Source organism: Patescibacteria group bacterium (assembly GCA_027858235.1).
Taxonomy (GTDB): domain Bacteria; phylum Patescibacteriota; class Patescibacteriia; order Patescibacteriales; family BM507; genus BM507.
In genome coordinates, this window is sequence record JAQIDC010000015.1 from 1 (window position 1) to 25,365 (window position 25,365).

The window sequence follows — 25,365 nt, forward strand, 5'->3', positions numbered from 1 at the left end:
CGTGTGTGATAAATACTAGGAAATCAGAAAAAGTTGCTTGTAAGCACAGATAAAAGGAAAGAATATAAACATTTACGATTGGGTTGTTGGGGCTCGCCCCTTCAAATCCTGTACGGCGCGCTATAAAAAAATTCAATCTTTATTATTTTTTTATTGTATGCTATACAGACAATACCTTGCGAACAATAAATAAAAAATAAAAGCCCCACAAGTTATATGCAGGGCAATAAAATATTTAGATTACAAAGAATAGCCTTTTTTACTCAAATTCACTTACAACATCTTCATATATCTTAATACGTCTTTTTAAAAAAATATCTTCATTCTCATTGACAAAATTAGTTATTTTTTGAATAAGTTCGGGCATAATTTTATAATAATGCTGAACAACTGGAGAATTAAAAAATTTGATTAATTCATTTATTTCCTCATCTGTAAAAGTCTCTTCGAGTAATCTTTTATTATTCTCCATGGTTTTTTCTTTAACTTCTGTTAAATATCTTCTTTTGGCTTCTGCTAATATTTCTTTTTCTTTTTCGTCAAATTCTTCAGCTAATAAAATTGCATCCATATTAGATTTAATAAATATACTTTGCTGATTTTCAAGTTTTGCTGCTATTACGAATCTTTCAACATTTTCTTTAGAGGCCATTGTGTACTCCTTTTTTAGTTTAGAGTATTAATTTTAATGTACTTTTCACTTTAGTTTACTACCTTATTATATTATCAACCCAATGTCAACAAAAAACCCCAACAAAAGCCAGGGTTTTATATAAAACTCAATTTTATTTTAATCTATTCCTCTTCTCTCTGTTCTGGTTGCGCTAATTTCCCTTTCAAAGCATCCTTTAGAGTCTTTCCTGTTTTGAACTTAGCCACTTTTACTTCTGGAATTTCTATTCTTTCACTTGGGTTTTGAGGATTTACTCCTCCTCTGGCATGTCTTGTTCTAGCTAGGAAAGTTCCAAAACCAGTGATTGTTACTTCATTGTCCGCTTGGAGTTCTGAAATAATAATATCGACTAAAGATTCAAGCATGGTTTCTGCTTGTTTTTTGCTAACCGATGATTTATCGGCAATTTTTTCGATTAAGCTTGCCTTATTCATAAATTTAGATAAAAGCTGAAAGCTTTTATATTAATTGTATTATTTAAGTGTAAGGTATTTTTTAAATGATTTAATTTTATTTGCTTTTTTTGTTTTAGGATCAATATCTATTATTACTGAATTTAAAACACTCTTTCCTGTGTCTGGTATCCCGTGAGTGCTTCTCATCTGTGTTAAAAATGTCTCAATAACCCCCTCTGTTTCTATTCCAATACATCCATCATCAAATCCAGCCATCCCAACATCTGTAATATATGCTGTTCCTTCTTTGCTAACTTTCTCATCAGCTGTCATCACGTGAGTGTGAGTGCCTAGAACGGCTGAAACACGAGAATTTGCATATCTAAACATTGCGTTTTTCTCAGATGTAGCCTCAGCGTGTATGTCTACAATTATAGCAGAAAACTTTTGTCTTGCAAAGTTAGCCAAAATTTTATCTAATTCTCGAAATGGACATTCATAATCCATCTTCATAAACACTCTCCCAATCAAACTAATATGAAGAATTTTATATTTACCTTTTTTAAATACAATATAGCCAAGACCTGGGACACCCTGACAATAATTAGCTGGTCTTACTATCGGAAATTTTCCGTTATAAACTTCTTCCAAAGTATGTTTGTCATCAAATGAATGATCACCACCACTAAACACGTCTACTCCAGCTTTTTGTATCTCTTCTAAAATCTCTGGCGTCACACCTCTCCCGTGAGCTGCGTTCTCAGGATTAGCTATAACAATGTCAATTTTTTTTTCTTTAATAATTGAGGGTAGGGTTTTGTTAATAATTTCTCTGCCTGGCTTTCCAATTATATCTCCTATAAATAATATTTTCATATTTTTATGCTAACATAAGTTGATTTATTAGGCAACAAAAAACACGTTAATTAAAACGTGTTTTTTTATTTGATTTTATCTTGCGTATTCAATTGCTCTCATTTCCCGAATAACATTAACTTTAATCTCACCCGGATATTTTAATTCTGCTTCAATCTTCTTTGCAATATCTCTGGCCATATTATATGCTCCCATGTCATCAATACTCTCAGGAGTAACAAACACTCTCACTTCTCTTCCTGCCTGGATTGCATAAGCCTTCTCTGCTCCCTCAAAAGAAGTGGCAATTTTTTCTAATTCTTGCAATCTTTGGATATATCTTTCAAAAGTATCTTGTCTAGCCCCAGGCCTTGCTGCAGAGATTGCATCAGCGACCTTAACTACGACTGAAATAATACCCCTTGGTTTATCGTCATGATGGGTTTCAATAGGATCTATAATATTTTGAGGTATACCAAATTTTTTAGCTATATCACGACCAATTTCAGGGTGAGTTCCTTGGACCTCATGATCAACTGCCTTTCCTATATCGTGGAGCAAACCACCTTTCTTAGCTAGGGTAACGTCTAAGCCCAGCTCAGCTGCTATTAGACCTGAGAGATGAGCTACTTCAATAGAATGTCCAAGGGCGTTCTGACCATAGCTTGTTCTATATTTAAGTCTACCTAGAATTTGTACCAATTTAGGATCAAAGCCAGTTATCCCTAGCTCATACATAGCTTCTTCCCCTGCTTTTTTGATATCTATAGCCAAATCTTTTTTGGCAGCTTCAATGGCCTCTTCAATCTTAGTTGGATGGATCCTTCCATCGAGCACTAACTTTTCTAAGGCTCTTTTTGCGATATGCCTCCTGATTGGAGAAAATCCTGAAACAGTTATTACATTTGGTGTGTCGTCAACGATAATCTCAGTACCAGTTAGCCTTTCAATAACTTTGATATTCCTTCCTTCTCTTCCAATAACTCGCCCCTTGAGTTCGTCATTTGGAATTTCAACGGCTGTTGTCGTAATTTCTGCTGTATAGGAAGAAACCAGCCTTTGCATTGAAGAAGTAATAAGCTCTTTCGCTTTTTCATCGATTACCTCGTAAGATTCATCTTCAAGCTTTTTGATTCTACTCATCATGTCATCCTTGGATTGTTCTTCAATATTTCTAAAAAGAACGTCTCGAGCTTCATCCTTTGTCATAGCAGCAATTTTTTCTAGTTTTTCAAACTGCTCTTCTCTAATTTTTTTAATCTTTTCCTTTGCACTTTCAATCTGGGTCAATTTGTCGTACATTTTTTGTTGTTTGTCCTGTAGGTCTAGAAGTTTTTGAGAAAATGAATTTTCCCTTTGCTCTAGTCTTTCTTGCATTTCTTTGATTTCCTTGTGCCTTTTTTCTTCTTCTTTCTTGGCCCCGTCAATAATTTTTAAGGCTTTTTCTTGAGCATTAAGCAATAATTCCGTTTGCTTAGATTTTGCTTCACTCAACAATCTTTCTGCTTTTTCCTCAGCCGATTTAACTTTTGTAGAAACGCTTTGTTTTCTGACAAAATAGCCAATAAAAAAACCACCTGCAAGCACTACAGAATAAATAATATATTCCATACATTTAATGTTGTCAGGAGGTCTTAGAAAATTATTATTATAAAACTATCAAGCATGCTTGATTTTTTTCATAATTTTGAAATTTTTATAGTAACGATCTTTCACAATTTTGCTAATATTAAAGTCTTTAGCAGTAAATCTAAACTCTCCCGATACAACTTTTATTTTTAAATTCAATTTATCAATACATTCGTTTTGATAAATTTATACTATCATATAAAATTCCTATTTGCAAACTCACTGTTTTCTTGATTTAGGGGTAATTTTACAGTAAATTCACTCCCAACACCTTCTTCACTTTTTACCTCGATTTTCCCGTTGTGAGCGTTAACTATCCATTTACTTATAGCAAGCCCCAAACCTGTCCCACCTTCTTCTCTTGATCTTGCTTTATCAACTCTATAAAAACGTTCAAAAATATTTGATAGGTCTTTCTCAGGGATTCCTATCCCGTTGTCTACTATTCTTACTACAGCTTCTTTATTGTTTTTATTAATATATATCTTCACCCAGCCATTTTCGTCCGTATATTTTATGGCGTTTCTAACTAAATTGATAAATATTTTGTCCAACTTAGCTTCATCTCCCTTAATAATTACTTTTTTAATAAAATACTTAAAATTTAAACTAATATTTTTCTCTCTTGCAATCACAGTCAAAGATTTAACAACCGATTCTAAAACCTTAACAACGTCAACTTCTTCATAGTACAGTTTCTCCATTTCTGAGTCAGCGTTAGTTAGCATTGTTAATTCAGAAATTATATGGCTCATTCTAATTATTTCATCTTCTATGTCACGATAAACTTCTAAAACATTTTCATCTTTTATTTTTTCGTCCAAAAACAATAAATCAAGATTGCCTTTCATTATTGTTAAGGGGGTTCTTAGTTCATGAGAAGCATCTGATATAAATTTTAGCTTTAGATCAAGGGCTCTGTTAAGATTTTTATTTGCTATATCTAGCTCAGATGTTCTTTGTTTTACTTTTTGTTCCAAGTCTTGATTTAAATTTTCAATTTTCTCCCTATATATTGTTGATTCCGTATTATCAACGGCCATTGATATCGCCCCTTCTACTTTTCCGCTTCTATCAAATAATGGTGCAGCAATTAAATTCAAATATTTAATATCACCCTTTTCATTTGTCTGATAAGAAAGATTTTCGTATTTAAATGATTTTCCTCTTTTTATCAATTCTGTGTATAAAACGGTTAATCTTTTGCTATTTTTTATTTCGTTTGTAGAAACTAATTTTTTATTAATAACACCTTGCCCCATTAATTCTTGTGCATATTTATTTAAAGAAACTATTTTACCATGCTTATCAAGCATCGCTATACTAACTGGCACATTATTCAAAACTCTATTCTTAAATTCATCTAATTTTCTAATCTCCTCTTCTGCCTCTCTGCTTTCTGTTATATTATTTATAGTGACAACGGATTGATATGCTTCATTTTTTTTATTTTTTGTTGGTGAAATATCTATTTTATAAAAAAAGGCTTTTTTCTTAAAGATGATTTTTCTTTCTATGTGTTTAGCTTCTTTAGATTTAAAAACAGCCGTTAAAAGATCTTTCATTCCTTCCTTTTTACTTAATTCTTTTGCAAATAAATTATTTTCATATCTAGGTAGTATTTTAGAACATTTTTTGCCCTTTATTTTCTCAACCGGCAAATCAACTTTTTCTGCAAAAAACTTATTATAGCTTATAATATTTGAATTTTTATCTACTACAAAGATGCCCTCCCTTATTGAATCTATCACGCTTATATAATGTTTTTTTGTTTCATATAATTTTTGTTCTGCTATTTTAGTGTCCGTAATATCTCTAATAATTGCCTGTACGGCTATTTTTTTTCCATCTTTTACTATGTTAGTAAAATTAGCATCGACGAATAAAATTATATTTTTTTTAGAAACCTTAAATTCAATCTTGTGATTGCCTTTATTATCAAGAATTTCTTTAAATTTTTCATCAAATTGATTTAGATAATCTTTATGAATAATACTTCTAAGCCCATTATTTTCATTTATTTGTTTTTTGGGGAAAGTATAATAAAATGATTGGTTCGCAAACAGTATTTCTCCATCCAAACTTAGCATAACAAACATGTCCCCTGCATTGTCAATTAGTTCTCTGTATTTTTCCTCGCTCTTTTCTAATTCTATTTTATTTTTTTCTCTATCAATAGCACTTGAAAAGATATTGGCAACTGCTTTAAAGAAATCTAGTTCAACTATATTAAATTCTCTTTTTTCTTTAAACAAAAAACGCAGAGAACCCAAAATTGTCTTGTTATGCATTAGGGGGATATAGCAAGAATTCACATTAATTAATTCATTTTTTCCAAACACATCTTTTTTTATTTTTCCTTCATATATCTCAATTTTTTTATTTAAAATTACTGTTCCAAAATTATGTGAATCCAAGGAGTCAACGCTACATGTATTAAATGCTTCTTTAGGAAAATTTTTACTTGAAAAAAATTCCAAAATTTTTTTTCCTCCTCCCGGTAAAAGCCAAATAGCACCGCTAAGATCATTCATTGCCCATGGGATATTAATGACTCTGTTTAATAATTTTGTTAATTTTTCATCTAAACTGATATTGTTGATAGAAATTTGCATCAAGTCATTCAAAAGGGTTTGATTTTCATTGGCTTCTTTCAATTTTTTCCAAGCATTCTTTTCATTGCTTATATCCTTAATCACAACAAACCATTCTTCGTCGTTTATATATCTACCAACTTTAAGTTTTATGTTTTTTTTAACTCCATTTTTAGTTAAAACCACGGTTTCATATGTCTTTGGTGATTTTAATGAATCTTTATTTTTCAAACGATGTTTAACATAAGCATCAATTTTATCTCTTTCTTCTTTCGAAAAAAGGGTTATATAATTCATTTGAAAAAGCTCATCTTTTGTATATCCAGAAATTTTTACAAGTGCTTTATTTACTTCAACAAACTTCTTTTTTTTACCATTCAGTATATAGAAACCTTCTTCAGCGTTCTCAAAGATATTTTTAAATTTTTCTTCAGAATCTTTTAATTCATTAAAAAGCATTAAGCTAGAAATGCTTCTAGTTGTACCCTGGACAAAATTATCCAGAAGTTCTAAATATTCTTTTTTTATTTTTGGTGACAAAAATTCAAAAAAACCAATTGTTTCTCCTCTTATAATAACAGGGCAAATTATAGAATTGAATGAAATTTTGTTTAAATCTTTTGTTGTCTTGTGATAGGTCTTATAAATATCTTTCTGTCTTTCTGGAATATATTGAGCCTCTTTTTTTAAATAAGGGCTAGCAAAATAATTTTCTTTTTCTACTTTTATTTTTGTATCAAGAAAAAAATAATTAAATGATTTTCTCAGGACCTTATCTTCACTAACATCGTTTAAATATCTCACTGAGATTAAATCATTTTTATCCGAAAAAATGGTTATCAATATTGAGACACCATTTTTTTCCATATCCTCGCCAACCAGTAGAAAGAATTCATTTAGGTTAAAACTATTTTGTTTTAGGTCTATTGTTTTTTGAAGACTCATTAAAGATTCAAGCAATGAGCCATAAAATTTATCTTTCTTGTTTTCATTTTGGAATTTTAGTAATTCCATACAGTCGCATTAAAAAAATTAGAATTTGTTTATTCCTTTGTTAATAGAGTATCCTATATTATTTTTTAAGTTTTTGGAAGACCCTTGCCTTTGTCTTGTATTTTATATCCAACATCCCTGATTGTGTGAATCAGTTTGTTTCTATATCCTTTATCCACCTTTCTTCTTAAATAGCTTATATATACATCAATAACATTTGAATCATCTGTAAAATTATATCCCCAAATATGCTCTCCTATCATTGTCCTTGTACAAACATGACTAGGACGTCTCATCATATAATCAAGAAGTCTATATTCTTTACTTGATAATTTTAGTTCTTTCCCGGCCCTTGTTACTTCATGAGTGGCTGGGTCTAGGATTAGGTCATCTACTTCTAGCCTGGTTGATTTTACAACTTTTTCTCTTCTGAGAAGTGCTCTAATCCTCGCCACCAACTCACCAAAAGCAAATGGTTTTACTAAATAATCATCAGCACCAGCATCCAGACCCGCTATCCTATCTTTAATGGTATCTTTTGCGGTAAGCATAATTACTGGTGTCTCAATCTTTTTCTCCCTTAATTCTCTAACAACTTCAACTCCAGATTTTTTTGGAAGCATGATATCAAGAATAATAAGATTATAACTATTTAATTCAATCTTTTCTGAAGCATCCTCACCATTATAGGCAACATCAATAGTATAATGTTCCATTTCAAGTCCACGTTTTATAAAGCGAGTTATTTTTATTTCATCTTCAACTACTAAAATAGTCATATGTTTTAACTTATTTTATCTTATACATTATAATATATTACAAAAAGATTAAAAACAAATTAAATATACCTAGTAGAACGAAACATCGTCAAATATAGGCTTTTCTTCTTTTTTTTCTTTAGGTACTTTTAATCGATAGAGGAAATGAACAAAAAGAATGAATATAAAAAAACTAAGTAAAATAAAAGAAAATCCCCAAATATTTTTGCCGTCTAGGGTGGAAAATGCAAAAAATGAGAACAGAATATATAATAAATATGCTATTAAAATACTTTTTATAAACCTTTCTCTCAATGTTCCCCTGATCTCAATATCGATAGAAACCCTCGCAATTACAGCCTCAAGTGCTTTTAGGGAAAATAAAAATATAAAGGCCATTATACCTAAATCATTATTAGCATTTACCAAAAATTCTATCAAAAATAATCCTAGAAGTCCTGAATAAAAATAATATAAAAGATATGATAAAAAAGGTTCTTTAATTTTTAAAAATAAAAAATTTAGAGATACATATAAAAAAGAAAGAAAAACAAGCTCAATAAGGATTGTTGAAAAAAGTTTTGATAGTAATACCTGATAATTTATCGAAGCTTTGGCAACCAAAATAAAAATTAACCCAGTAACTACAAAAACCGGGAAAGACTTAAAATGTTTTTCTAGCTTTTCTTTGTTAATAAAATTTTTCATTTACGTTAATTTTAATAAAACAATTTCTCTCCATATTTTTTGTCCTGGCCTTCCATAGACTATGCCCCCTCTCCTGCTTAAATAGGCAAATTCATTATTAAGATATTTTTCTGAAAGTAATGGAATAGTTTTATACTTATCAATATTTATATTTTCCAAAAAATACTTTTTTTTGTTTCCTTCTCTGGACACAAAAACTGGCCAAACCATAACAACTGAAGCTTCTTTTTTTAAAATTTTAGAAAACTCTTCTAGACTTTTGGAATAAAGATCTTCAAGTGATGCTACTGTCTTTCTAATATCATGAGCCCCTCTTTGCGGTCCAAGATATGGTTCGGTCACAATCGCATCAATAGAGAATCTTTCCATTTTAGTAGAGATTTTTGTAGCATCAATTTTATCGAGATGTAAGTTGGGTGTTTGTTCAGCGGTCCTTAACAGCCAATTTATATTTTTTCGAGAATCTTGAACGGCCTTTTCTGATGAATCAGAACCCCAAATATTTTTTATTCCCAATAATACTTCCTCGGCTAAAATAGTTCCTGAACCACAAAATGGATCAAGCAAATAATCGTCTTTTTGTGCCCCGGAAATATTAATCATTATTTGAGCAAGCTTTGGCGGAATCATCCCTGACTCATCATCGCGTGCTGGTCTTCCATAATCCCTTCTTGATAATCCTTTAAAGTCTTGAACTGCTAATGTTTTGCCAAGAAAAAATGAACTAGCCTTACGATATATAAAAAAATCTACACCCTTGTCTACCAATTTGTTTTGTTCAACAATAACACTGGAAAGACTCTTTTCCTTACTAATTACCCAGCGCGAAGAAATATTCTTTTCTTTCAGGATTTTTTTTAGATTCATGGCAATTGAATTTAAAGGCAAAGTATCTCCCCCATAAAAAGAAAATCCAAATTTAAACTTATAATCAAGATCTTGAAAATCAGAACCCAAAACATCAACAAAGTTATCTACCTTAATTTTTTTTGTTTCACAAAGAACCTCGCCTGCTTTTATCACTCCTCCGAGCTCTTTAATAATCTTTTCCAAATCAAGCTTTGTTTTTGTTTGTAAAAAAACGACATCCTTGCTTTGAATTTCCAAGTCAAAAGATACCTCCCTTTTTTTAAAATAAAAGTCTATTTCAGCAATTGATAATGCTGGATTTGTCCCTAATATTAAAAAATATTTCATATGCAAATTTACCTATACTCATAAATTAGCACAAGTCAGAATCTCTTGCAATTATAAATATAATATGATAGAGTACTTATGAAAATTCAAAACCTTTTCCATACATTCGATTCTGAATGTAGTTCTTAAATAAATTTAAGAACTAAAGGTATTCTTCCCACAAAAACTGGAGAATATCTCTGGTTTTTTATTTTAATAATTAATAAAAGTAAATATGTCAAGAACAAAAAAAATTACTGAACCGCATTACGAGCTTCTTTATATTGTTTCTAACAAATATACAGAGAAAGAGATTGCTCCTATTGCAGAAAAAATTCAAAAACTTATTAAGGATTCAGAGGGTGTGGTTACCTATACTGAAGATTGGGGGAAGAAAAAGTTAGCCTACCCTATTAACCACTTTAACCATGGTTATTATTTTCTAATTGAGTTTGATTTAGTCGGAGTTAAACTAAACTGGGTAAACACCGAAATCAGGCATATGTCTGAAGTGTTGAGGCACCAAATTATTTCAAAAAAGAAAAGAAGTTCAGAAGAGATAGCAGATGAAAAAAGAATTGTCGAGAAACAAGCACAAAGAGCTTTAGAGAAAAAAGCTGAGGCTGAGGCTGAAGAATCAAGACCCTCTACTCTTGCAAAGAAAACACAACATACAAGTAAGCCAAAAGAGGAAATAAAAGAAACTATCAAAAAAGAAAAAATTGAAGAAGTAAAAGAGGAAGTTAAGCCTAAGAGCAAGGAAGAGGTTCAACTTAATCTTGATAAACTTGATGAGAAACTTGATAAAATCCTAGATACAGACGATTTATTATAAATAATAATTAACCCGCCTGCAACGTTGTTGCACTTCGGGCAGGCTCTAATACTATGAATTTAAACAAAGCAATGGTCATCGGTAATCTAGTTAGAGATCCCGAAGTAAAAACGACTCCATCAGGACAAAGCGTAGCATCTTTTTCAATTGCAACAAATTTTGTCTGGACTGACCAAAGTGGTCAAAAACAAGAAAAAGCAGAATTCCATAACATTGTAGCCTGGAGAAGATTGGCTGAAATTTGTGGTCAATATCTTAAAAAAGGTTCAAAAATTTACATCGAAGGAAGATTGCAGACTAGAGATTGGGTAGGGCAAGACGGCATTAAAAGATATAGAACTGAAATTGTTGCCGAGAATATGATTATGCTTGATAGCAAAGGTGGAAGTGGAGGAAACTCTCAACCGCAAGCATCAAATCAACCGCAAGCACCTGCTGAACCTGTCATAAATATTGACGAAGAACCAAAAGAAGACGAAATCCAAGTGGAAAATATTCCATTCTAAACTATTAAAATCTTAAATATGATTACTAAAGAAAAATATTGTCATTTTTGTGTTAACAATATGACTGAAATTGACTATAAAAATACTCAATTGTTACAAAGATTCATAAATAATTTTATGAAAATTAAACAAAGAAAGAGAACAGGGACTTGTTCTTGGCATCAAAGAAAATTAGCAACTGCCATAAAACGTTCTAGAGTCATGGCCTTATTACCATTTATAAGCAGATAAGTATGTTGAGTTTAAATGAGATAAAGGTAGGGAAGGTGGTCGAAATAAATAACGAACCCTACATTATTATCAAAGCTGACCACCACAAAATGGGAAGAGGCGGAGCTGTCTTAAAGACCAAACTAAAAAATCTTATTACGGCCAGTGTTCTCGAAAAAACTTTTCAAGGTAATGACAAGGTTGCTGAAGCTGATATTGAAAAAAAGAAAGCAAACTATATGTACCATGACGAGAATGAGGCCTACTTCATGGACAATACTGATTTTGAACAGTTTAGTCTCCCCCTCGACCAACTTGGTCCTAAACAAAAGTTTTTAAAAGAAGATACCGATGTTGATGTTCTTTATTTCTCAGGGAAAGCAGTATCAATTGACCTCCCTATCAAAATAAAATTGCTGGTAACAATGGCTCCTCCGGGAGTCAAAGGAAACTCAGCCGGAAATGTAAACAAGCAAATTGAACTTGAGACCGGCGCTACAATAAACGCTCCTTTATTCGTTAATGAAGGAGATATAATTGTCATAAATACAGATACTGAGGATTACGTCGAAAGAGCATAAAAACTTTTTCAATAAAAACCACCAGCTTAGAGTTGGTGGTTTTTATCTTGGCTGATTTCGTCCGCTTAGTAGACGACTTCTCTTTATCTCGAACATTGAAAAATTTTGGAGGAAAATGAAGCGTAAAAATCTCTGTAAAATATCCGCTGTTTGAGGAATGAAACGATAGTGGAATGACGAGTTCGGAATTTTACTAGATTTTGTAGCGAAATGGTCCAAAATTTTTTCGTTCGATGTTCTTGTCACTTTTTCGAAAAAGTGAATTAGATTCTTGAGAGACTTAAATACCTTAATCTAATTTATTCTTTTAGAAATCTTATCTAAAATATTTTCTATTCTTCGTTTTCCTTGCTCTTGGCTTCAGTTAATATTTTCTTTCTAATCTCTTTCATTATTTTTTTGTCAGCTTTTAAAAATCGTTTTGCCGTTTCTCTCCCAAGCCCCAATTTTATATCTTCAAACGAATATGAATTACCTGATTTTGTGATCACGCCATAAGATGTTCCTAGGTCAAGCAAATCTCCTGCAATAGATATTCCTTCATTGTACATAATATCAAATTCGCAAGACTTAAATGGAGCGGCTACTTTATTCTTAACTACTTTACATTTAATCCTATTGCCTATTATTTTATCGGCTTGTTTAATTTGGGCTGACCTTCTTACTTCAATTCTGAGGGAAGCATAAAATTTTAGAGCATTTCCACCAGTTGTAGTTTCTGGATTGCCAAAATATACTCCAATTTTCATCCTTATTTGATTTATGAATATAACAACAGTTTTTGATTTAGCAATAACCCCTGTAAGTTTTCTTAAAGCTTGGCTCATTAGTCTAGCTTGTGCTCCCATTTGAGCATCACCCATATCTCCTTCAATCTCTTTTTGAGGAACAAGAGCGGCTACACTGTCTATAACGATAACATCAACAGCATTCGACCTCACAAGTGTCTCAACTATTTCGAGGGCTTGCTCACCCGTGTCTGGCTGAGAAATTAGCATCTCTTTTACATCAATTCCAATTTTAGAAGCATATTCTGGGTCAAGAGCATGCTCAGCATCTACAAAGGCTGCAATCCCTCCAAGTTTTTGAGTTTCAGCAACTATATGTTGAGCTAAAGTAGTTTTACCAGATGATTCTGGCCCATAAACCTCAATTATTCTCCCCCTTGGGACACCGCCTATTCCCAGGGCCATATCTAGAGACAAGCATCCAGTTGGGATAGCGTCTACATTTACTTTCCTTGTTTCACCAAACTTCATAATAGCGCCTTCACCAAATTTTGTTTTTATTTGTTCCATGGCAGAATCGGCAGCTTTTTTCTTTTCGCTGAGTTCCGCAGTATCATTTTTCGTACTTTTATCAGTTTTCATATATTTTATTAATTTTAAACAATAAAAAAAGAGTCTACTATCCTCCCTTAACATAAGGATATCTTATATTTAATTTAAAGGCAACATCAATCTTTTACCATAATCTGCTTTTCAATTATATGTTTTTTACCATATTTTTTCTTTGCCTCTATCGTGATTTTATTAATTCCTAGTTTTAAGTTTAGTCTTTGTACAAAAGTTCCATCTAGATTAACCAGAATATTGTCACCATTAATTAAAATATTCGTGTCTTTTTCAACCAGGCCTTTTATTTCTACATATTTTTCATTTGTAATAAAATTATCAGGTGGGTAGCTCACTATCAAAGAAGGAGCCGAGTTTAGTTTTTGAAAACTAAATAATAAATATGAAAAGAATATTAAAACCACAGCAGAAATAAGTATATTCCTAAAAAGCTTCGGGATAGCTAGGAAATATTTATTTTTCACTACTTGGTTGGAAAAAAGATTTTTTGTTGGCTCTTTTTTAGTATTGTCTGAATCATTGTAAATTTCCAAAATACTATCTAGACTTAAACCAAGATAGCTAGCATATTGTTTCAAAAAATTTTTCCCATACAAACCTTTTGGTAATGATAAAAAATCGCCATTTTCAAGAGCGATTAAATACTTAATATTAATTTTTGTTTTCAATGAAACCTCTTCCAAACTCATATTACTAGCGAGCCTTGCTTTTTTTAAGTCATTGGAAATAAGATCAAAGTCGGAATTAATTTCACTTTTAATAAACGAATTCATTTTATAAAGACTGATACCAAGGTCCATCCCTTGTAAAACCGAGAGTATCCATTGTGAATTGAATAATCATAAAACTAGTAAAAACAATTAATAATCCAATTACAGAATTTATTAATATCTGTTTTCCTTTTGACACTTTTTCAGAACTCCCACCAGAAATCAAAAAGGTAACCCCACCATAGATAAAAAACAGCAATGCAACAGAACCTGACAAGCCAAGAAGTATCTGTGTTGCATTTACACCAACCTGAACAATATCATTTAAAGAACATTTTCCACTTTCTATACAATCAATCCTGTCGAGTAGGGCAGCGGAAACTTTATTAAACGGCAAAAAAATTATCATTAATGTTAGTACTCCAAATATATTTTTTATCATATTATTCTGTTATAGTTTGTTGAATTTTTTTAGAAGCAAGCCCCAATATATCTAAAATGTCTTCTTGACCTGAACCCACGCTTTCAATAACTTCTCCAATATACGCTTCTGCTGCTACTGCATTGTTACCTCTATACCAACTTTTGGCAGTCAAGACTTGGTCTACAAAAATACCAAGATCAAGATCATCTAATTGACCAGAAACTAGAGCTCTAAGTGCGGTGGGTTTATTAGTTTTCTCTAGGTATATTTTTGCTTGTTCTTCTTTGGTAATAAATTGAACAAAATCCCAAGCGGCATCTTTATTTTCACCTTTACTTGAAACCACTTCAACCCAATAGTTTGCAAAGTTAACATTTTCTTCGTTTCCTTCAATTTGAGGAAGTTTTGAAATATTGAAATTTAACTTAGGGTTTTTAGCCTTAATCACAGGTAAATGATAAGAATAAGCGAAAAGCATGGCAAGTTTTCCGTCAGCAAACATATCGATTGAGTTGTCAATTTCACTGTTCCAAGAAAAAACTTCCTTCCCTGGATTGGCAAAATCTGTATAAAACCTTACCGCTTCAAGGCCTGGATTATAACTCTTGTCTCTAAAACTTTCTGGGATTGTATGAAACATAACTCTTCCATTATCATCAATCATTTCAGTCCCATTTTGCATCATTAAGACTGATAAAATATCGGAAAATCTTTCAATATTATCACTCCCCCCGAGGGCAACCCCTGATTGAATAATATTACCTTTAACATCTTGTTTTGTTAACTTTTCTACATCTTGCTGAAATTTTCTATTCCAATATGTTGAGGGACTAGTGATGCCGGCATTATTAAGAAGGTCTTTATTATAATACATGGCAAGAGTATCTACAAAAAGCGGGAGACCATATATATCATAAGTTACTTGTTTTGTATCTACATCTTGTTCTCTATAAACAACATCATCATAAACAACATCAACAAATTTATTTTCTATATCACGAGAATTAACACTTTTTACTGTTCTTAGTTCAGGGACAATCTCTTTTTTTATAGCTCCTTTCGTCACTGGATAAGCCATGGTTATTTGTGATGGTAGAGGAGTTATCAGTTCTTTTGATTTATATTTACCGATCCAGGTATTATGAATTGAAAAAATATCCGGCCCCCTGTCAGTCGCAAAAGCCTCAAGGAGTTCTTGCTCATACTCATCATAACGAAGTTTTTTGTATTTAATGGTGATGTAGGGATGAACGGCATTGTAATGGTCAATCATGGGCTTAAAAACATCTGGTCCATCATAAACACGCCAATACTCTAGAGTTCTTGCTTGCATTAAAACTTTAACTTCGGGATCATTGTTTTGAAAAACCGAAAGTTGAGTGGCTGTAAACCAAAGCCCTGCAGTTAAAAATATAATTAAAATAAAAATTAAGATGTTTTTTTTCTCCATAAAACGTATTTCTTTTCTTTTATTATACTACAATTAAACCTTAAATCAAAATCAAGCATTTTTCGCTCTATATTGGAGAGCCTCGACAACATGTTCTTTTAAAACATTTTTGCTATTATCTAGGTCAGCTATAGTTCTAGCTATTTTTAATATTCGAAAATATGCTCGAGCAGATAAATGTAGTGAGTTAGCAGCTTTTTTGAGAATTGCTTTAGTATCCTCATCAACAGGGCAATATTCTTTAATTGAGTTTGAGCTCATCTCAGAATTTGACTTATAGTTTGTATCCTTAAATCTGGTGGTCTGAATATTTCTAGAAGATTGAACTCTCCTGCGAATAATCTCTGAATCTTCCTCATCATTTTGAGAAGATAATTTTTCAAAACTAATTCTTGGAACTTCAACATGAAGATCAATTCTATCAAGAATGGGACCTGATATTTTTTTCTTATAATTCATTACTTGCGAGGCGGAACAGATGCATTCTTTTTCGCTATCACCAGAATAACCGCAGGGGCAAGGGTTGGTAGCAGCTACTAAAACAAATTTTGAGGGAAAAGAAACACTTCCTGAAGCTCTACTAACATTAACTATCCCGTCCTCCAATGGTTGCCGAAGATTTTCTAAAACTGAACGAGAAAATTCTCCAAATTCATCCAAAAACAAAACACCCCTATGTGCAAGAGAGATTTCCCCTGGTTTTGGCCAAACACCACCACCTACAAGAGAAACACCAGAAGAGGTGTGGTGAGGCGATCGAAATGGTCTAGTCTTGGCCACTCCATTTCGAAAATTTAGTTTTCCTGAAACACTATATATTTTCGTTACTTCTAGAGCTTCATCGTTTGTCATCTCAGGTAATATTGACGGTATCGTTCTAGCCAACAATGTTTTACCTGAACCAGGAGGTCCACTCATTAATATATTGTGTGAACCAGCCGCAGCTATCTCCATTGCCCTTTTTGCAAACGATTGCCCTCGAATATGAGCCATATTAAAAACACCATCTTCCTCTTCTGATTTGAAATCTTGTCTTTCACTTTTCTCAATCATCTTCCCACTGTTCAAATGATTGACTACATCAACTAAGTTTTTTACACCAAAAATATTCAGCCCTGGAACCAAAGAAGCTTCAAAAACATTTTCACTAGAAACAAAGATATTTTTAAATCCCTTTTCACGGGCAAGAAGTGCAATAGAAAGAGTCCCATTCACCGAACGTAAAGCACCCGACAGGGCAAGTTCTCCTACAAATAAGCTATTAGCCAAAAATTCAGAAAATTTAATCTTATTAGTTGCGAGCAATATACTGATAGCAATGGGCAAGTCGTAACCAGGTCCTTGTTTTTTAATATCGGCCGGTGCCAAATTGACGGTTGTCTTCACGCGAGGAAATTGCAAACCAGAATTTTTAATAGCACTCCTAACTCTTTCTTTGGATTCAGAAACAGCCGTATCAGGTAAACCAACAATAGCCACCATCCCAAAATCGCCCCCACCCATATCAGCCTCAACTTCAACTAATTCAGCATCAAGCCCAAGAACCGCTGCAGAATATATTTTTGATGACATACACTTGTGAATTATGAATTATGAATTTTGAATTATGAATGAATCCTCCTTGTTTTTAATCCCTTCTTGAGAGGGGTGCCGAAGCAGGGCGTAGGTGGGGTGTGTTTTTACATTAAAACTTCCTTATTTTTCTTTTTTCTCTTTGTGAACATTGAAAAATTTAGAATAAATTAAATTTATTTCGAAATTCGCCAAAAAATGCTCATGTTTGAGCGAAGCGAGTTTGAGATTTTTTGAGTGAATTATCGTAATAAAAATATTCTAAATTTTTTCAGTGAACGTTTTTGGTACTTTTTCTAAAAAAGTACATAGAAAAGTCTTATTGTTTATCAACAGCCTTAGCCTCCTCCAGTTTAACAGAAAGCAATTTAGATACTCCATCATCCCCCATAGTCACTCCGTAAAGAATACTAGCCCTTCGCATTGAAGCCCTATTATGAGTAATAACTATAAACTGAGTTTTATGAGATAGGTCATCCAAAATTTCAGCCAACCTTTCAGAATTTGCTTCATCTAGAGCTGCATCAACCTCATCCAAAACTACAAAAGGTGATGGGTTGGCAGAAATTATAGCAGAAATAAGAGCAATAGCGGTCAAGGCTCTCTCTCCTCCGGACAACATAGAAATAGAAGAAATCTTCTTCCCTGGAGGTGTCGCCTGTATCTCAATGCCGGCTAGCCCAGTTGCATTATGTTTTTGTAAAAATTTAATTTTCTTAGCATCAATTGCTGATTTAAAAACTACTTCTTTTTTTTCTTCCTCTTCCCCCTGCCCTGAGCTTGTCGAAGGGTCTTCGTCTTTTTCCATAACTTTAATAATACGAGCCTTCCCTCCACTAAACAAAATTTTAAAATACTCTTCAAATTTAGTTTGAATTATTTTGAATTCTTTATCAAAAATTTCCTTAATCGTAATATCTAATTCTTTAATTATTTTTTCAAGTGAACCAATGGCATCGACCAAATCGGTGACTTGCCCGGATATAAAATCGTACCTTTCCTTTGTGCTAATAAATTCATTTTCAACTTCTGGATCAATCCCCCCAATATGTTCTAGATGTTTTCTGGTGTTTGAAATTTTATTTTTTAGTTCTTCAAGTTCAACATGTCCCTCGGCTCTAGTGTCACGAACTTCACGCATACCCCCAAGGTTTTGTCTTATTTCTACTTCCAGGTCCTCTAGCTTAGTTTCTCTTCTGGTTGCATTAATCTTGACCTCATTTAATTTATTTGTGATGATATTAATCTCGTTTTGTAAAGATTGAATGCTTCTCTGTAGGGAAAAAAGCTTACTTCTCTTTTCTTCTTCAGCCTGTGATATATTCTCAATCTTTTTCTTAACTTCGTTAATTCTAGAATCAACTGTCTGTAATTCTAAACTAAATTTATTAAGAGCCTCAGCTATTTCACTACTACTCAACTTGTTAGCACTTTGATCTATTCGTTCTTTTAGAGAACTCAATTCGTTTTTTAGTTGACTTAATTTTTCCTTTTTCAAAGAGGCTCTTTCTCTCTTTGAGGCAACTAGTAAATTTATTTCCGAAACGCGAGACAATACCACCTCTTTCTCTTCTATATATTTATTAATCATTGCTCTTGCTTCTGACAAAAACTTCACCTTTTCTTCATCATCTTCGTCGGTGGAAACTACTTTTTTTAAATCATTCTTTATTTGTACTAATATCTCTTTTACTTTTGCAAAGTCTTCACTTTCCTCAGCCTCTTTCAGTTTATTAAGAACCGAGTTAATTATATTTTTAATATCATCGCCGTCTTTATTTTTCGGGGATGATGAAAAAGAAAATATCCTATTATTGATATCGTTTATCTTTTTATCTAGCTCTCTTTTTTTGTTACTAAACTCTTCTAGACCCTGAGATTCTTTCCCGGCCTCAGTATCTGCAAATAAAATTTCTTCTTCCAATGACTCAATTTCTTTTTTCATGTCCGAAACTCTCCCTGTCAAAAAAGACAAATCAAATTGGCCCCTAGACTCTAAATCAACTTCATTTTCAACCTCGAGCCTAGCTATCTTTTTATTCAAATCATTTTTCTCAATTTGTAGTTTATTTAAATCTCTTTGCAATTGATTAAACTCTTCACTCACAGTATTTTCAGATTCCAAAACAGCTAAATTTTGGTTCAATTTTTTCATTGAATCCTCTTTGGTGTTTTTTTCTTTTTCAATTTCCAAATACCTTTTATTGAAATCTGAAAATTCATCGTTTATCTTGTGCCAAGTGTTTCTGTAATATACCAAGCTCAAACTTCTCAGCTCTTTTTCAAGTTCTTCTTTTCTCTGAATTTTATTAACCTGCCTAGTAAGACTTTTTAGTCTTGGCTCAATTTCAACCAAAATCATTTCCGCTTGATTTAGATTTTCATAGCTGGCTTTCAGTTTATTTAAAGCGTCATCTCTTTTTATTTGAAATTGTTTTACTCCAGTTGCTTCATCAAAAAATTCCTTACGCTCAGAAAGAGAAGCGCTTAAAAACCCCTCAACTGTTCCTTGCCCAATAACTGAATATGTCTTTTGACCAAACTTTGCCTTTGCGAGGAGCATCTGCACATCTGACAATCTAACACGACTATTGTTTATTAAATACTCACTATCTCCATTTCTAAAAAGTCTCCTAGTGATAACTAATTGAGAATAATCAATTGGGGCTTTTCTGTCTTCATTGTTTAGATGAAGAGAAACTTCGGCCATTCCCAGCTTGCCTTTCTTGTCAGAACCCGAAAATATCACATCTTCACTTTTCTTGCCACGCAAGGATTTCATACTTTGCTCACCAAGAGCCCAACGTATAGCATCGGCCACATTAGATTTACCAGAACCATTAGGTCCAACAACTGCCGTTAAGCCTCTTTTGGTGTCATTAAGCATACCAACAAAAGTTAGTTCATTTTTGTTAGCAAATGATTTAAATCCTTGGACTGATAGCTTTTCTAAATACATTATTTTATCATTAAGAAAAACACGGAAATGCCGTATTTATCCTTAATTATACAACATATTAAAATATATGACAAAAGACCTTTTCAGGCCTTCTTGATGTCATTAAAATAATATAAAATTATCCGACAAAAAATTTAAATATTTTTCTAATTACTAAGTATACAATAAAAAATATTAATAAAAAAAGAAAAATTGTATGACTTAAAAAGAAAATCAATACGTTTACAATTAAGAGATAAGTTTTTGAAAAAAGATTCTTAAAAAATACACTTATTTTATTCTTTACCTTCGCTTCATTTAGATCTTTAGGTAAATATTCACTTGTTATGGTTAAATCTGGAGGATTTGGGGCAATCTCGGTTGAAGAGGCTGTAGAGGTGGATTTTACTGTTTTTAACTGGACAATATTGTCTAGGCTATTATACAGGGTATCTGTAATCTTTTCTTCTAATTCCCCCTTTTTTGTCTCTAGCTTTTCTATTTGAGATATGCTTAAGCTATCAACCAAGCCATCAACTTTATTTTGAGTTATTTTATTTAAAAACCCCATAACAGAATCGTCTATTTTATCCAAAAACCCCTTTTCCTCTACTATTTGTATTTCAGATTCAACATCTTCATTGGGGGTTGTAGTAGATATAATTTGGTCATGCTCAAAAGGATTGGTTCCTTCAGCAATCTCTGCTAAGTCGTTTTTCCCGTCATTGTCATCGTCATCGTCAGCTATGTTGCCTATACCATCCTTGTCGTTATCAAAATCAATAAATATTTTACTTTTTGCAATCTGGGTCTCTTTAAAATCAATATCTGCAACAATATTTTCAATACTATTTATAATTGAAACATTTTTAATTTCAGCGCCGACTTCTATTTCTCCTTTTTCAGCCACCCAGTCTATCCAAACATTATGGGCGCCAGAATTGGCAGGCATTTCAAAACCTGTATCTCCAATAAAACCTTCATTATTAAAAAAATGAAGTTCACCAGAAATATTATACTGACTATTGTTGTAGAGAGCTGTATATATTTTCACTTCATCGTCAACAAAAACTGGATATTTTGAAAACCAAATAGGACCAGGAACAAAACCAGCATTATCAATATTTTCAATCGCCGCAAAAATAGCAAAAGGGGAAAATAGAATAAAAGAGATTATAAATATTTTCAAAATATTTTTCATATTATACTAATTGTAGCAGATAAGCTTGGAAACCAAAAATGTCACCAATTTGAGTCCGGTGACATTTTGGAAACGCTAAAGTTTAAAACCCTAACATTTTAAATCCCCATGCACGACCCACCGCCGCAAAGACGATGAATCATGTGTGGGAGCCAAGCTATAAATAGTACCTTGCTGGGCTATATACAACTTGGCTCTTTAGTTTTTGAAAAGAGCGGTAAATTTAGCAAAATAATTGGCTAAACTTATTACTTTATGATCTTTTTAGATCATAGAAAAGCACTCATAAAAGTAATTTTCTATAAGCTAAACTAGGAATATCTATTTAAATAGTAAGAATCGCTAAAATCGCTATTTATTACAGATTCATAATAAATATGATTTTTAGAGTTTTCGCTAAAATTTATCGATTTTTTCTCCAAAACTGAATAAAAGCTCGACAATATAAGCGCAGCTCCAATCACAACAAAAAAAGCAATGGACAAACTTAATACGAGTCCAGACCAACTGAACTCCTGCTCCATTGCTTTCTTTTTTATTAAATTGTACTGCCTCCAATTGATATGACTCAATTTGATCTCACTATAATCAGAAGCTACATGTGAGCTAATCATCTTTTTTTTATTTTTTATTTTTATTTTTGTCTATGATTATATAGTATCAAATATAAGCTATTTTGTCAACTGGGGATAAGTTTAAAACTTATGATTATTACCTAAAATTAGCTAAATTATATATTAATCCACTTTTTTATATCCTCAACTATACCGCAGTCAGGTAATTTGTCGGTATTAACTACAATCTTATCTAGAGTAGACCTTCTTATCTCTTTCTCGTACTCTTTTTGTTGAGAAATGTACCACTGCGGTGACTTTAGTATTTTTTCGTAATGTGGGTATAAATTTAATCTATCTTGAATTCTTTTCTCTATTACTTCAATTTTCTCTGGAAATTTAATAAAAACAATCTTAAAATTAAGGTTTTTTAGTTCATTTTCAATCTTTTGATAGTTCTTTTCTTCTTTATTATACAGTCTGTTGTAAATTAGGTCTGAAATATGAAATTTCTCTAAAATTATATTTTTATTATTTAATTCCTTGAAAATTTCTATATAATGTTCTAAAACTGCCGCCCCCTTATCGCTCCCAAATACACCATTATCACAATTAAACCAATGGCAACCATTTAAAATATTGTTGCTAGTATTGGCATCTTTCTCTAAATATTCATATACTTGAGACATTATCCAACTTTTGCCTGATAGTTCAGCCCCTTCAAAGATAAGATGTTTTTTCATAATTTTATATCATTATTTACGACATGATAAGCTAAAATGTACATTGCGGCATTCCAGGACTGACCTTTCATTCCTAGCGGTTTGTAGTTCTTTGAATTAAACCACTCGTTAAACTCCCAGTTGTTTTTTTTGTTTAGTTCGGCTAATCTTCGTAATTCTTTCTTTGCCAAGTCATGCTGACCGGCTTTTTCTAGGGCAATTATCCAAAACCCACCAACAAATGGCCAAATACCGCCATTATGATAGCAATTCGCTTTATTCAAACTTGGCTCTTCATCTAGATATTCTCTGTAATCTTGGTCTTTTTTTGTAATTTCAGGGAATAGTATTTTTACTGGATATTTTTTATTTGCTTTCTTATTTATTATATATCTTATTATTTCGTTAGATTTTTTATTCTCAGACACATTAAATAAAATTGCTAGAGAATTTGCAAAAACATCGCATCTGTCTGATGCATATCGATATGAAATATATTGCAGATAACATGGGATATTTTCTACATCTTTTTTTAAAAAATCCAGCGTTTTTCCCCTATATTCTTCTTTTTGTAAATATATTGATTTACTAGCATCTGCCTGATGAGGCAAGAATATGCTATTTAGCCCATCTAGAGCTAATTCTCTTTCGTCTTCATAGCCATAAAGGTGCAGAACTCGATACCACAAAACATTTGTATATAAAACAGCCCCATTGTTTGGCATATAGTCTGCCCAATCGCTTGCCTCGCCCTGTTCCAAAAGACCATCATTATTTGTATCTTGATAAAAAAGCCAATTGATTGCTTTTTCAATTTTGGGTTTTAGTGCTTTCTTTAATTCATTGTCTTCTGAGTGTTTATCATAAAAATCGACAGCAATTAGCCACCACAAAGTAGAATCAATACTTCCTAAATAATAGAAATAGGAATTTTCATTATCCGGGCTAATGGAGGATGGAATCTGTCCTAGACTTGTTTGGTGTTCGGAGAGGGTAGTTAGGCTTTTTCTAGCCACCTCAATCAAATCTTTGTTTTTTGAAGCGACCATTCCCATTGATGAAATCGAAGCATCTCGAGCAAAAATGTTTACATACATTTGTTCTCGAGCTTCTTCACCTGGGGTTGATGCCATTAACCCAAATTCTGTTGAATTTTTCAAAAGAAGCTCAACTGATTTTTCATAAGCTTCTTTTCTTATGTCTTTGAACATGTTATATATTGACTTTTTATCTATTTATGATATCTTATTATTATTCAATGTAGATCTTTTCAACAACTAACCAGGAAGAAAGGGAAAAAAAATGACTAAAGAGAGTTCTAGTGTTATGAGCGAAATTTCAAGCACTTTTACCCCGACTGCCACTGTTCAAGATAGTGACAGGCTGTGGGGGAGGTCAGTTGAACTCAACAATGTCCTCGGGAAAGAGGTGACTATCAATCCAAAAACTGAGCGTAACTTCAAGGTCGAAGGTCAACCAATGAAAAGTTTTGAAGTTACAACCTGTGACCGAGCAAGTAGTTACCGAGTAGCAACTAATTTTCTCACTACAATGTGTGAGCAAACAAGCAAAATGTTTGGCATCAAGTTTGTCCCCATAGACCCACCTCTTCAACATTTTTCAATCTAAACCTCGGTCTCTATAACTGGGGTTTTTTATTTGCCTATTATTCTATCTATCTTTCTTAAATATTTTGATTCAATTTGAAAATAATTCCAAGAATTTTGAATTTTTGCTCTACCTCCTTCAAAGATGTGAAAATCTGACCCACCGGTTTCAATAAAATCAAGTTCGTTAGAAAGGTATTGAAAATACATTACTGCTCCCAAAGAATGATGTGGAGATAAAACTTCTATGCCGTCTATTCCCATTTTCTTAAGATGCTCAAATTGTTCACGTTTAAGATGTCCATTTTTCCCTGGGTGATTTATAATTAATTGACCACCAATTTTCTTTCTTAATTTTATAATCCTATTTATATTAACATAACTCTCATTCAAGACACCATATTTTTTATTTTTTAAATACTCCATCATTATATCTTCTTCGCGAGGATTCTTTATTTCTAAATCATTTTCAAATATTTTTTGATTTTTTTTTGATTTCCACATTTCATATACTATCCCATTAATAGGAATGTAGTGATTATGAGAATCTAAAACTTTCTCTACATTTAGTTCTATTCCTTTTTTTTCAATAACCTTACATAATATTCTCCTAACACTTGCTCTTCTTCTGATTTGGGTTTGTCTCAATAATGCGTGTAGTTCGGGACTGGCGTCATCAAAATTATACCAAAGTAAGTTAAATCTTTTATGACCCAGCTTAACATATAGCTCTAGCCCAACTATCGACTTCATTCTCCTTTTTTTGCATGCTTTCTTAAACTCATCAAGACCTGCTACTGTATTGTGGTCAGTTAATGAGGCAATTTTTACTCCATTTGAATACGCAAAATTTGCTACCCCCGTTGGAGTTAATTGTCCATCAGAATATGTTGAGTGATGTTGAAGGTCTATCCTCATA

Annotated in this window: 23 protein-coding genes; 5 read left to right on the plus strand and 18 right to left on the minus strand. The window is 32.3% G+C overall.

The features are described 5' to 3' along the window. Positions 1-259: 259 nt before the first annotated feature. From PF572_00825 to PF572_00860, 8 genes are all read right to left on the minus strand, one after another. Positions 260-652, minus strand: coding sequence for a DUF2059 domain-containing protein (locus tag PF572_00825; GenBank protein MDA3839607.1), 393 nt, complete (start codon positions 650-652; stop codon positions 260-262). A 143-nt stretch (positions 653-795) separates the two neighbouring features. After that, a complete protein-coding gene (locus tag PF572_00830) occupies positions 796-1,107 on the minus strand; it encodes an HU family DNA-binding protein (protein ID MDA3839608.1) in 312 nt (103 codons plus the stop codon). A 39-nt stretch (positions 1,108-1,146) separates the two neighbouring features. Next, a complete protein-coding gene (locus tag PF572_00835) occupies positions 1,147-1,944 on the minus strand; it encodes a TIGR00282 family metallophosphoesterase (GenBank protein MDA3839609.1) in 798 nt (265 codons plus the stop codon). Between the two features lie 75 nt (positions 1,945-2,019). Beyond that, positions 2,020-3,534 (minus strand): ribonuclease Y, encoded by a 1,515-nt coding sequence (rny, locus tag PF572_00840; GenBank protein MDA3839610.1) that lies wholly within the window; start codon positions 3,532-3,534, stop codon positions 2,020-2,022. Positions 3,535-3,746: 212 nt separating this feature from the next. Next, the gene (locus PF572_00845; protein MDA3839611.1) at positions 3,747-7,160 is read right to left on the minus strand and encodes a PAS domain S-box protein; all 3,414 of its coding nucleotides are present in this window, start codon (positions 7,158-7,160) and stop codon (positions 3,747-3,749) included. Positions 7,161-7,225: 65 nt separating this feature from the next. Next, on the minus strand, positions 7,226-7,918 hold the full coding sequence (locus PF572_00850) for a response regulator transcription factor (GenBank protein ID MDA3839612.1): 693 nt from the start codon (positions 7,916-7,918) through the stop codon (positions 7,226-7,228). A 69-nt stretch (positions 7,919-7,987) separates the two neighbouring features. Then, on the minus strand, positions 7,988-8,605 hold the full coding sequence (locus PF572_00855; protein MDA3839613.1) for a hypothetical protein: 618 nt from the start codon (positions 8,603-8,605) through the stop codon (positions 7,988-7,990). Continuing rightward, entirely contained in the window at positions 8,606-9,802 is a 1,197-nt protein-coding gene (locus PF572_00860) for a DNA methyltransferase (GenBank protein ID MDA3839614.1), read from the minus strand. It abuts the gene before it with no gap. A gap of 214 nt (positions 9,803-10,016) precedes the next feature. Here PF572_00860 and rpsF point away from each other — a divergent pair, with 214 nt between their 5' ends. Genes rpsF through efp form a run of 4 tightly spaced genes read left to right on the plus strand, consistent with a single transcriptional unit; the run spans position 10,017 to position 11,913 of the window. Then, positions 10,017-10,616 (plus strand): 30S ribosomal protein S6, encoded by a 600-nt coding sequence (gene rpsF / locus PF572_00865; GenBank protein MDA3839615.1) that lies wholly within the window; start codon positions 10,017-10,019, stop codon positions 10,614-10,616. A 53-nt stretch (positions 10,617-10,669) separates the two neighbouring features. Continuing rightward, positions 10,670-11,122, plus strand: coding sequence for a single-stranded DNA-binding protein (locus tag PF572_00870; GenBank protein MDA3839616.1), 453 nt, complete (start codon positions 10,670-10,672; stop codon positions 11,120-11,122). Positions 11,123-11,140: 18 nt separating this feature from the next. Then, entirely contained in the window at positions 11,141-11,353 is a 213-nt protein-coding gene (rpsR, locus tag PF572_00875; protein ID MDA3839617.1) for a 30S ribosomal protein S18, read from the plus strand. A gap of 2 nt (positions 11,354-11,355) precedes the next feature. Next, positions 11,356-11,913: an elongation factor P gene (gene efp / locus PF572_00880; GenBank protein MDA3839618.1), complete on the plus strand. Its 558-nt coding sequence runs from the start codon at positions 11,356-11,358 to the stop codon at positions 11,911-11,913. Between the two features lie 332 nt (positions 11,914-12,245). On the opposite strand, the gene recA is transcribed toward efp, so the two are convergent. The 9 genes from recA to PF572_00925 form a co-directional block, all read right to left on the minus strand. Continuing rightward, a complete protein-coding gene (gene recA / locus PF572_00885; protein ID MDA3839619.1) occupies positions 12,246-13,283 on the minus strand; it encodes a recombinase RecA in 1,038 nt (345 codons plus the stop codon). Between the two features lie 86 nt (positions 13,284-13,369). Further along, positions 13,370-14,041 carry a helix-turn-helix domain-containing protein gene (locus tag PF572_00890; GenBank protein ID MDA3839620.1) on the minus strand — a complete coding sequence of 224 codons (672 nt, stop codon included), beginning with the start codon at positions 14,039-14,041 and terminating at the stop codon, positions 13,370-13,372. 1 nt (position 14,042) lies between these two features. After that, the gene (locus PF572_00895; GenBank protein ID MDA3839621.1) at positions 14,043-14,420 is read right to left on the minus strand and encodes a hypothetical protein; all 378 of its coding nucleotides are present in this window, start codon (positions 14,418-14,420) and stop codon (positions 14,043-14,045) included. 1 nt (position 14,421) lies between these two features. Beyond that, positions 14,422-15,852: an extracellular solute-binding protein gene (locus tag PF572_00900; protein ID MDA3839622.1), complete on the minus strand. Its 1,431-nt coding sequence runs from the start codon at positions 15,850-15,852 to the stop codon at positions 14,422-14,424. A 51-nt stretch (positions 15,853-15,903) separates the two neighbouring features. Next, the gene (locus PF572_00905) at positions 15,904-17,424 is read right to left on the minus strand and encodes a YifB family Mg chelatase-like AAA ATPase (protein ID MDA3839623.1); all 1,521 of its coding nucleotides are present in this window, start codon (positions 17,422-17,424) and stop codon (positions 15,904-15,906) included. A 319-nt stretch (positions 17,425-17,743) separates the two neighbouring features. Then, positions 17,744-20,383 carry an AAA family ATPase gene (locus tag PF572_00910; GenBank protein ID MDA3839624.1) on the minus strand — a complete coding sequence of 880 codons (2,640 nt, stop codon included), beginning with the start codon at positions 20,381-20,383 and terminating at the stop codon, positions 17,744-17,746. A 118-nt stretch (positions 20,384-20,501) separates the two neighbouring features. Further along, positions 20,502-21,563: a hypothetical protein gene (locus PF572_00915; GenBank protein MDA3839625.1), complete on the minus strand. Its 1,062-nt coding sequence runs from the start codon at positions 21,561-21,563 to the stop codon at positions 20,502-20,504. Positions 21,564-22,293: 730 nt separating this feature from the next. Next, complete coding sequence (locus tag PF572_00920; GenBank protein MDA3839626.1) at positions 22,294-22,860, minus strand: hypothetical protein; 567 nt, start codon at positions 22,858-22,860, stop codon at positions 22,294-22,296. Next, on the minus strand, positions 22,857-24,050 hold the full coding sequence (locus PF572_00925) for a glycoside hydrolase (GenBank protein MDA3839627.1): 1,194 nt from the start codon (positions 24,048-24,050) through the stop codon (positions 22,857-22,859). Before PF572_00925 ends, PF572_00920 begins: the two co-directional genes overlap by 4 nt. Before the next feature lie 91 nt (positions 24,051-24,141). On the opposite strand from PF572_00925, the gene PF572_00930 reads away from it, so the two are divergent. Next, positions 24,142-24,468, plus strand: a complete 327-nt coding sequence (locus PF572_00930) for a hypothetical protein (protein ID MDA3839628.1) — start codon at positions 24,142-24,144, stop codon at positions 24,466-24,468. Positions 24,469-24,494: 26 nt separating this feature from the next. Here PF572_00930 and PF572_00935 read toward each other — a convergent pair whose 3' ends face one another. Next, positions 24,495-25,364 (minus strand): PHP domain-containing protein, encoded by an 870-nt coding sequence (locus PF572_00935; protein ID MDA3839629.1) that lies wholly within the window; start codon positions 25,362-25,364, stop codon positions 24,495-24,497. Position 25,365: the final 1 nt, after the last annotated feature.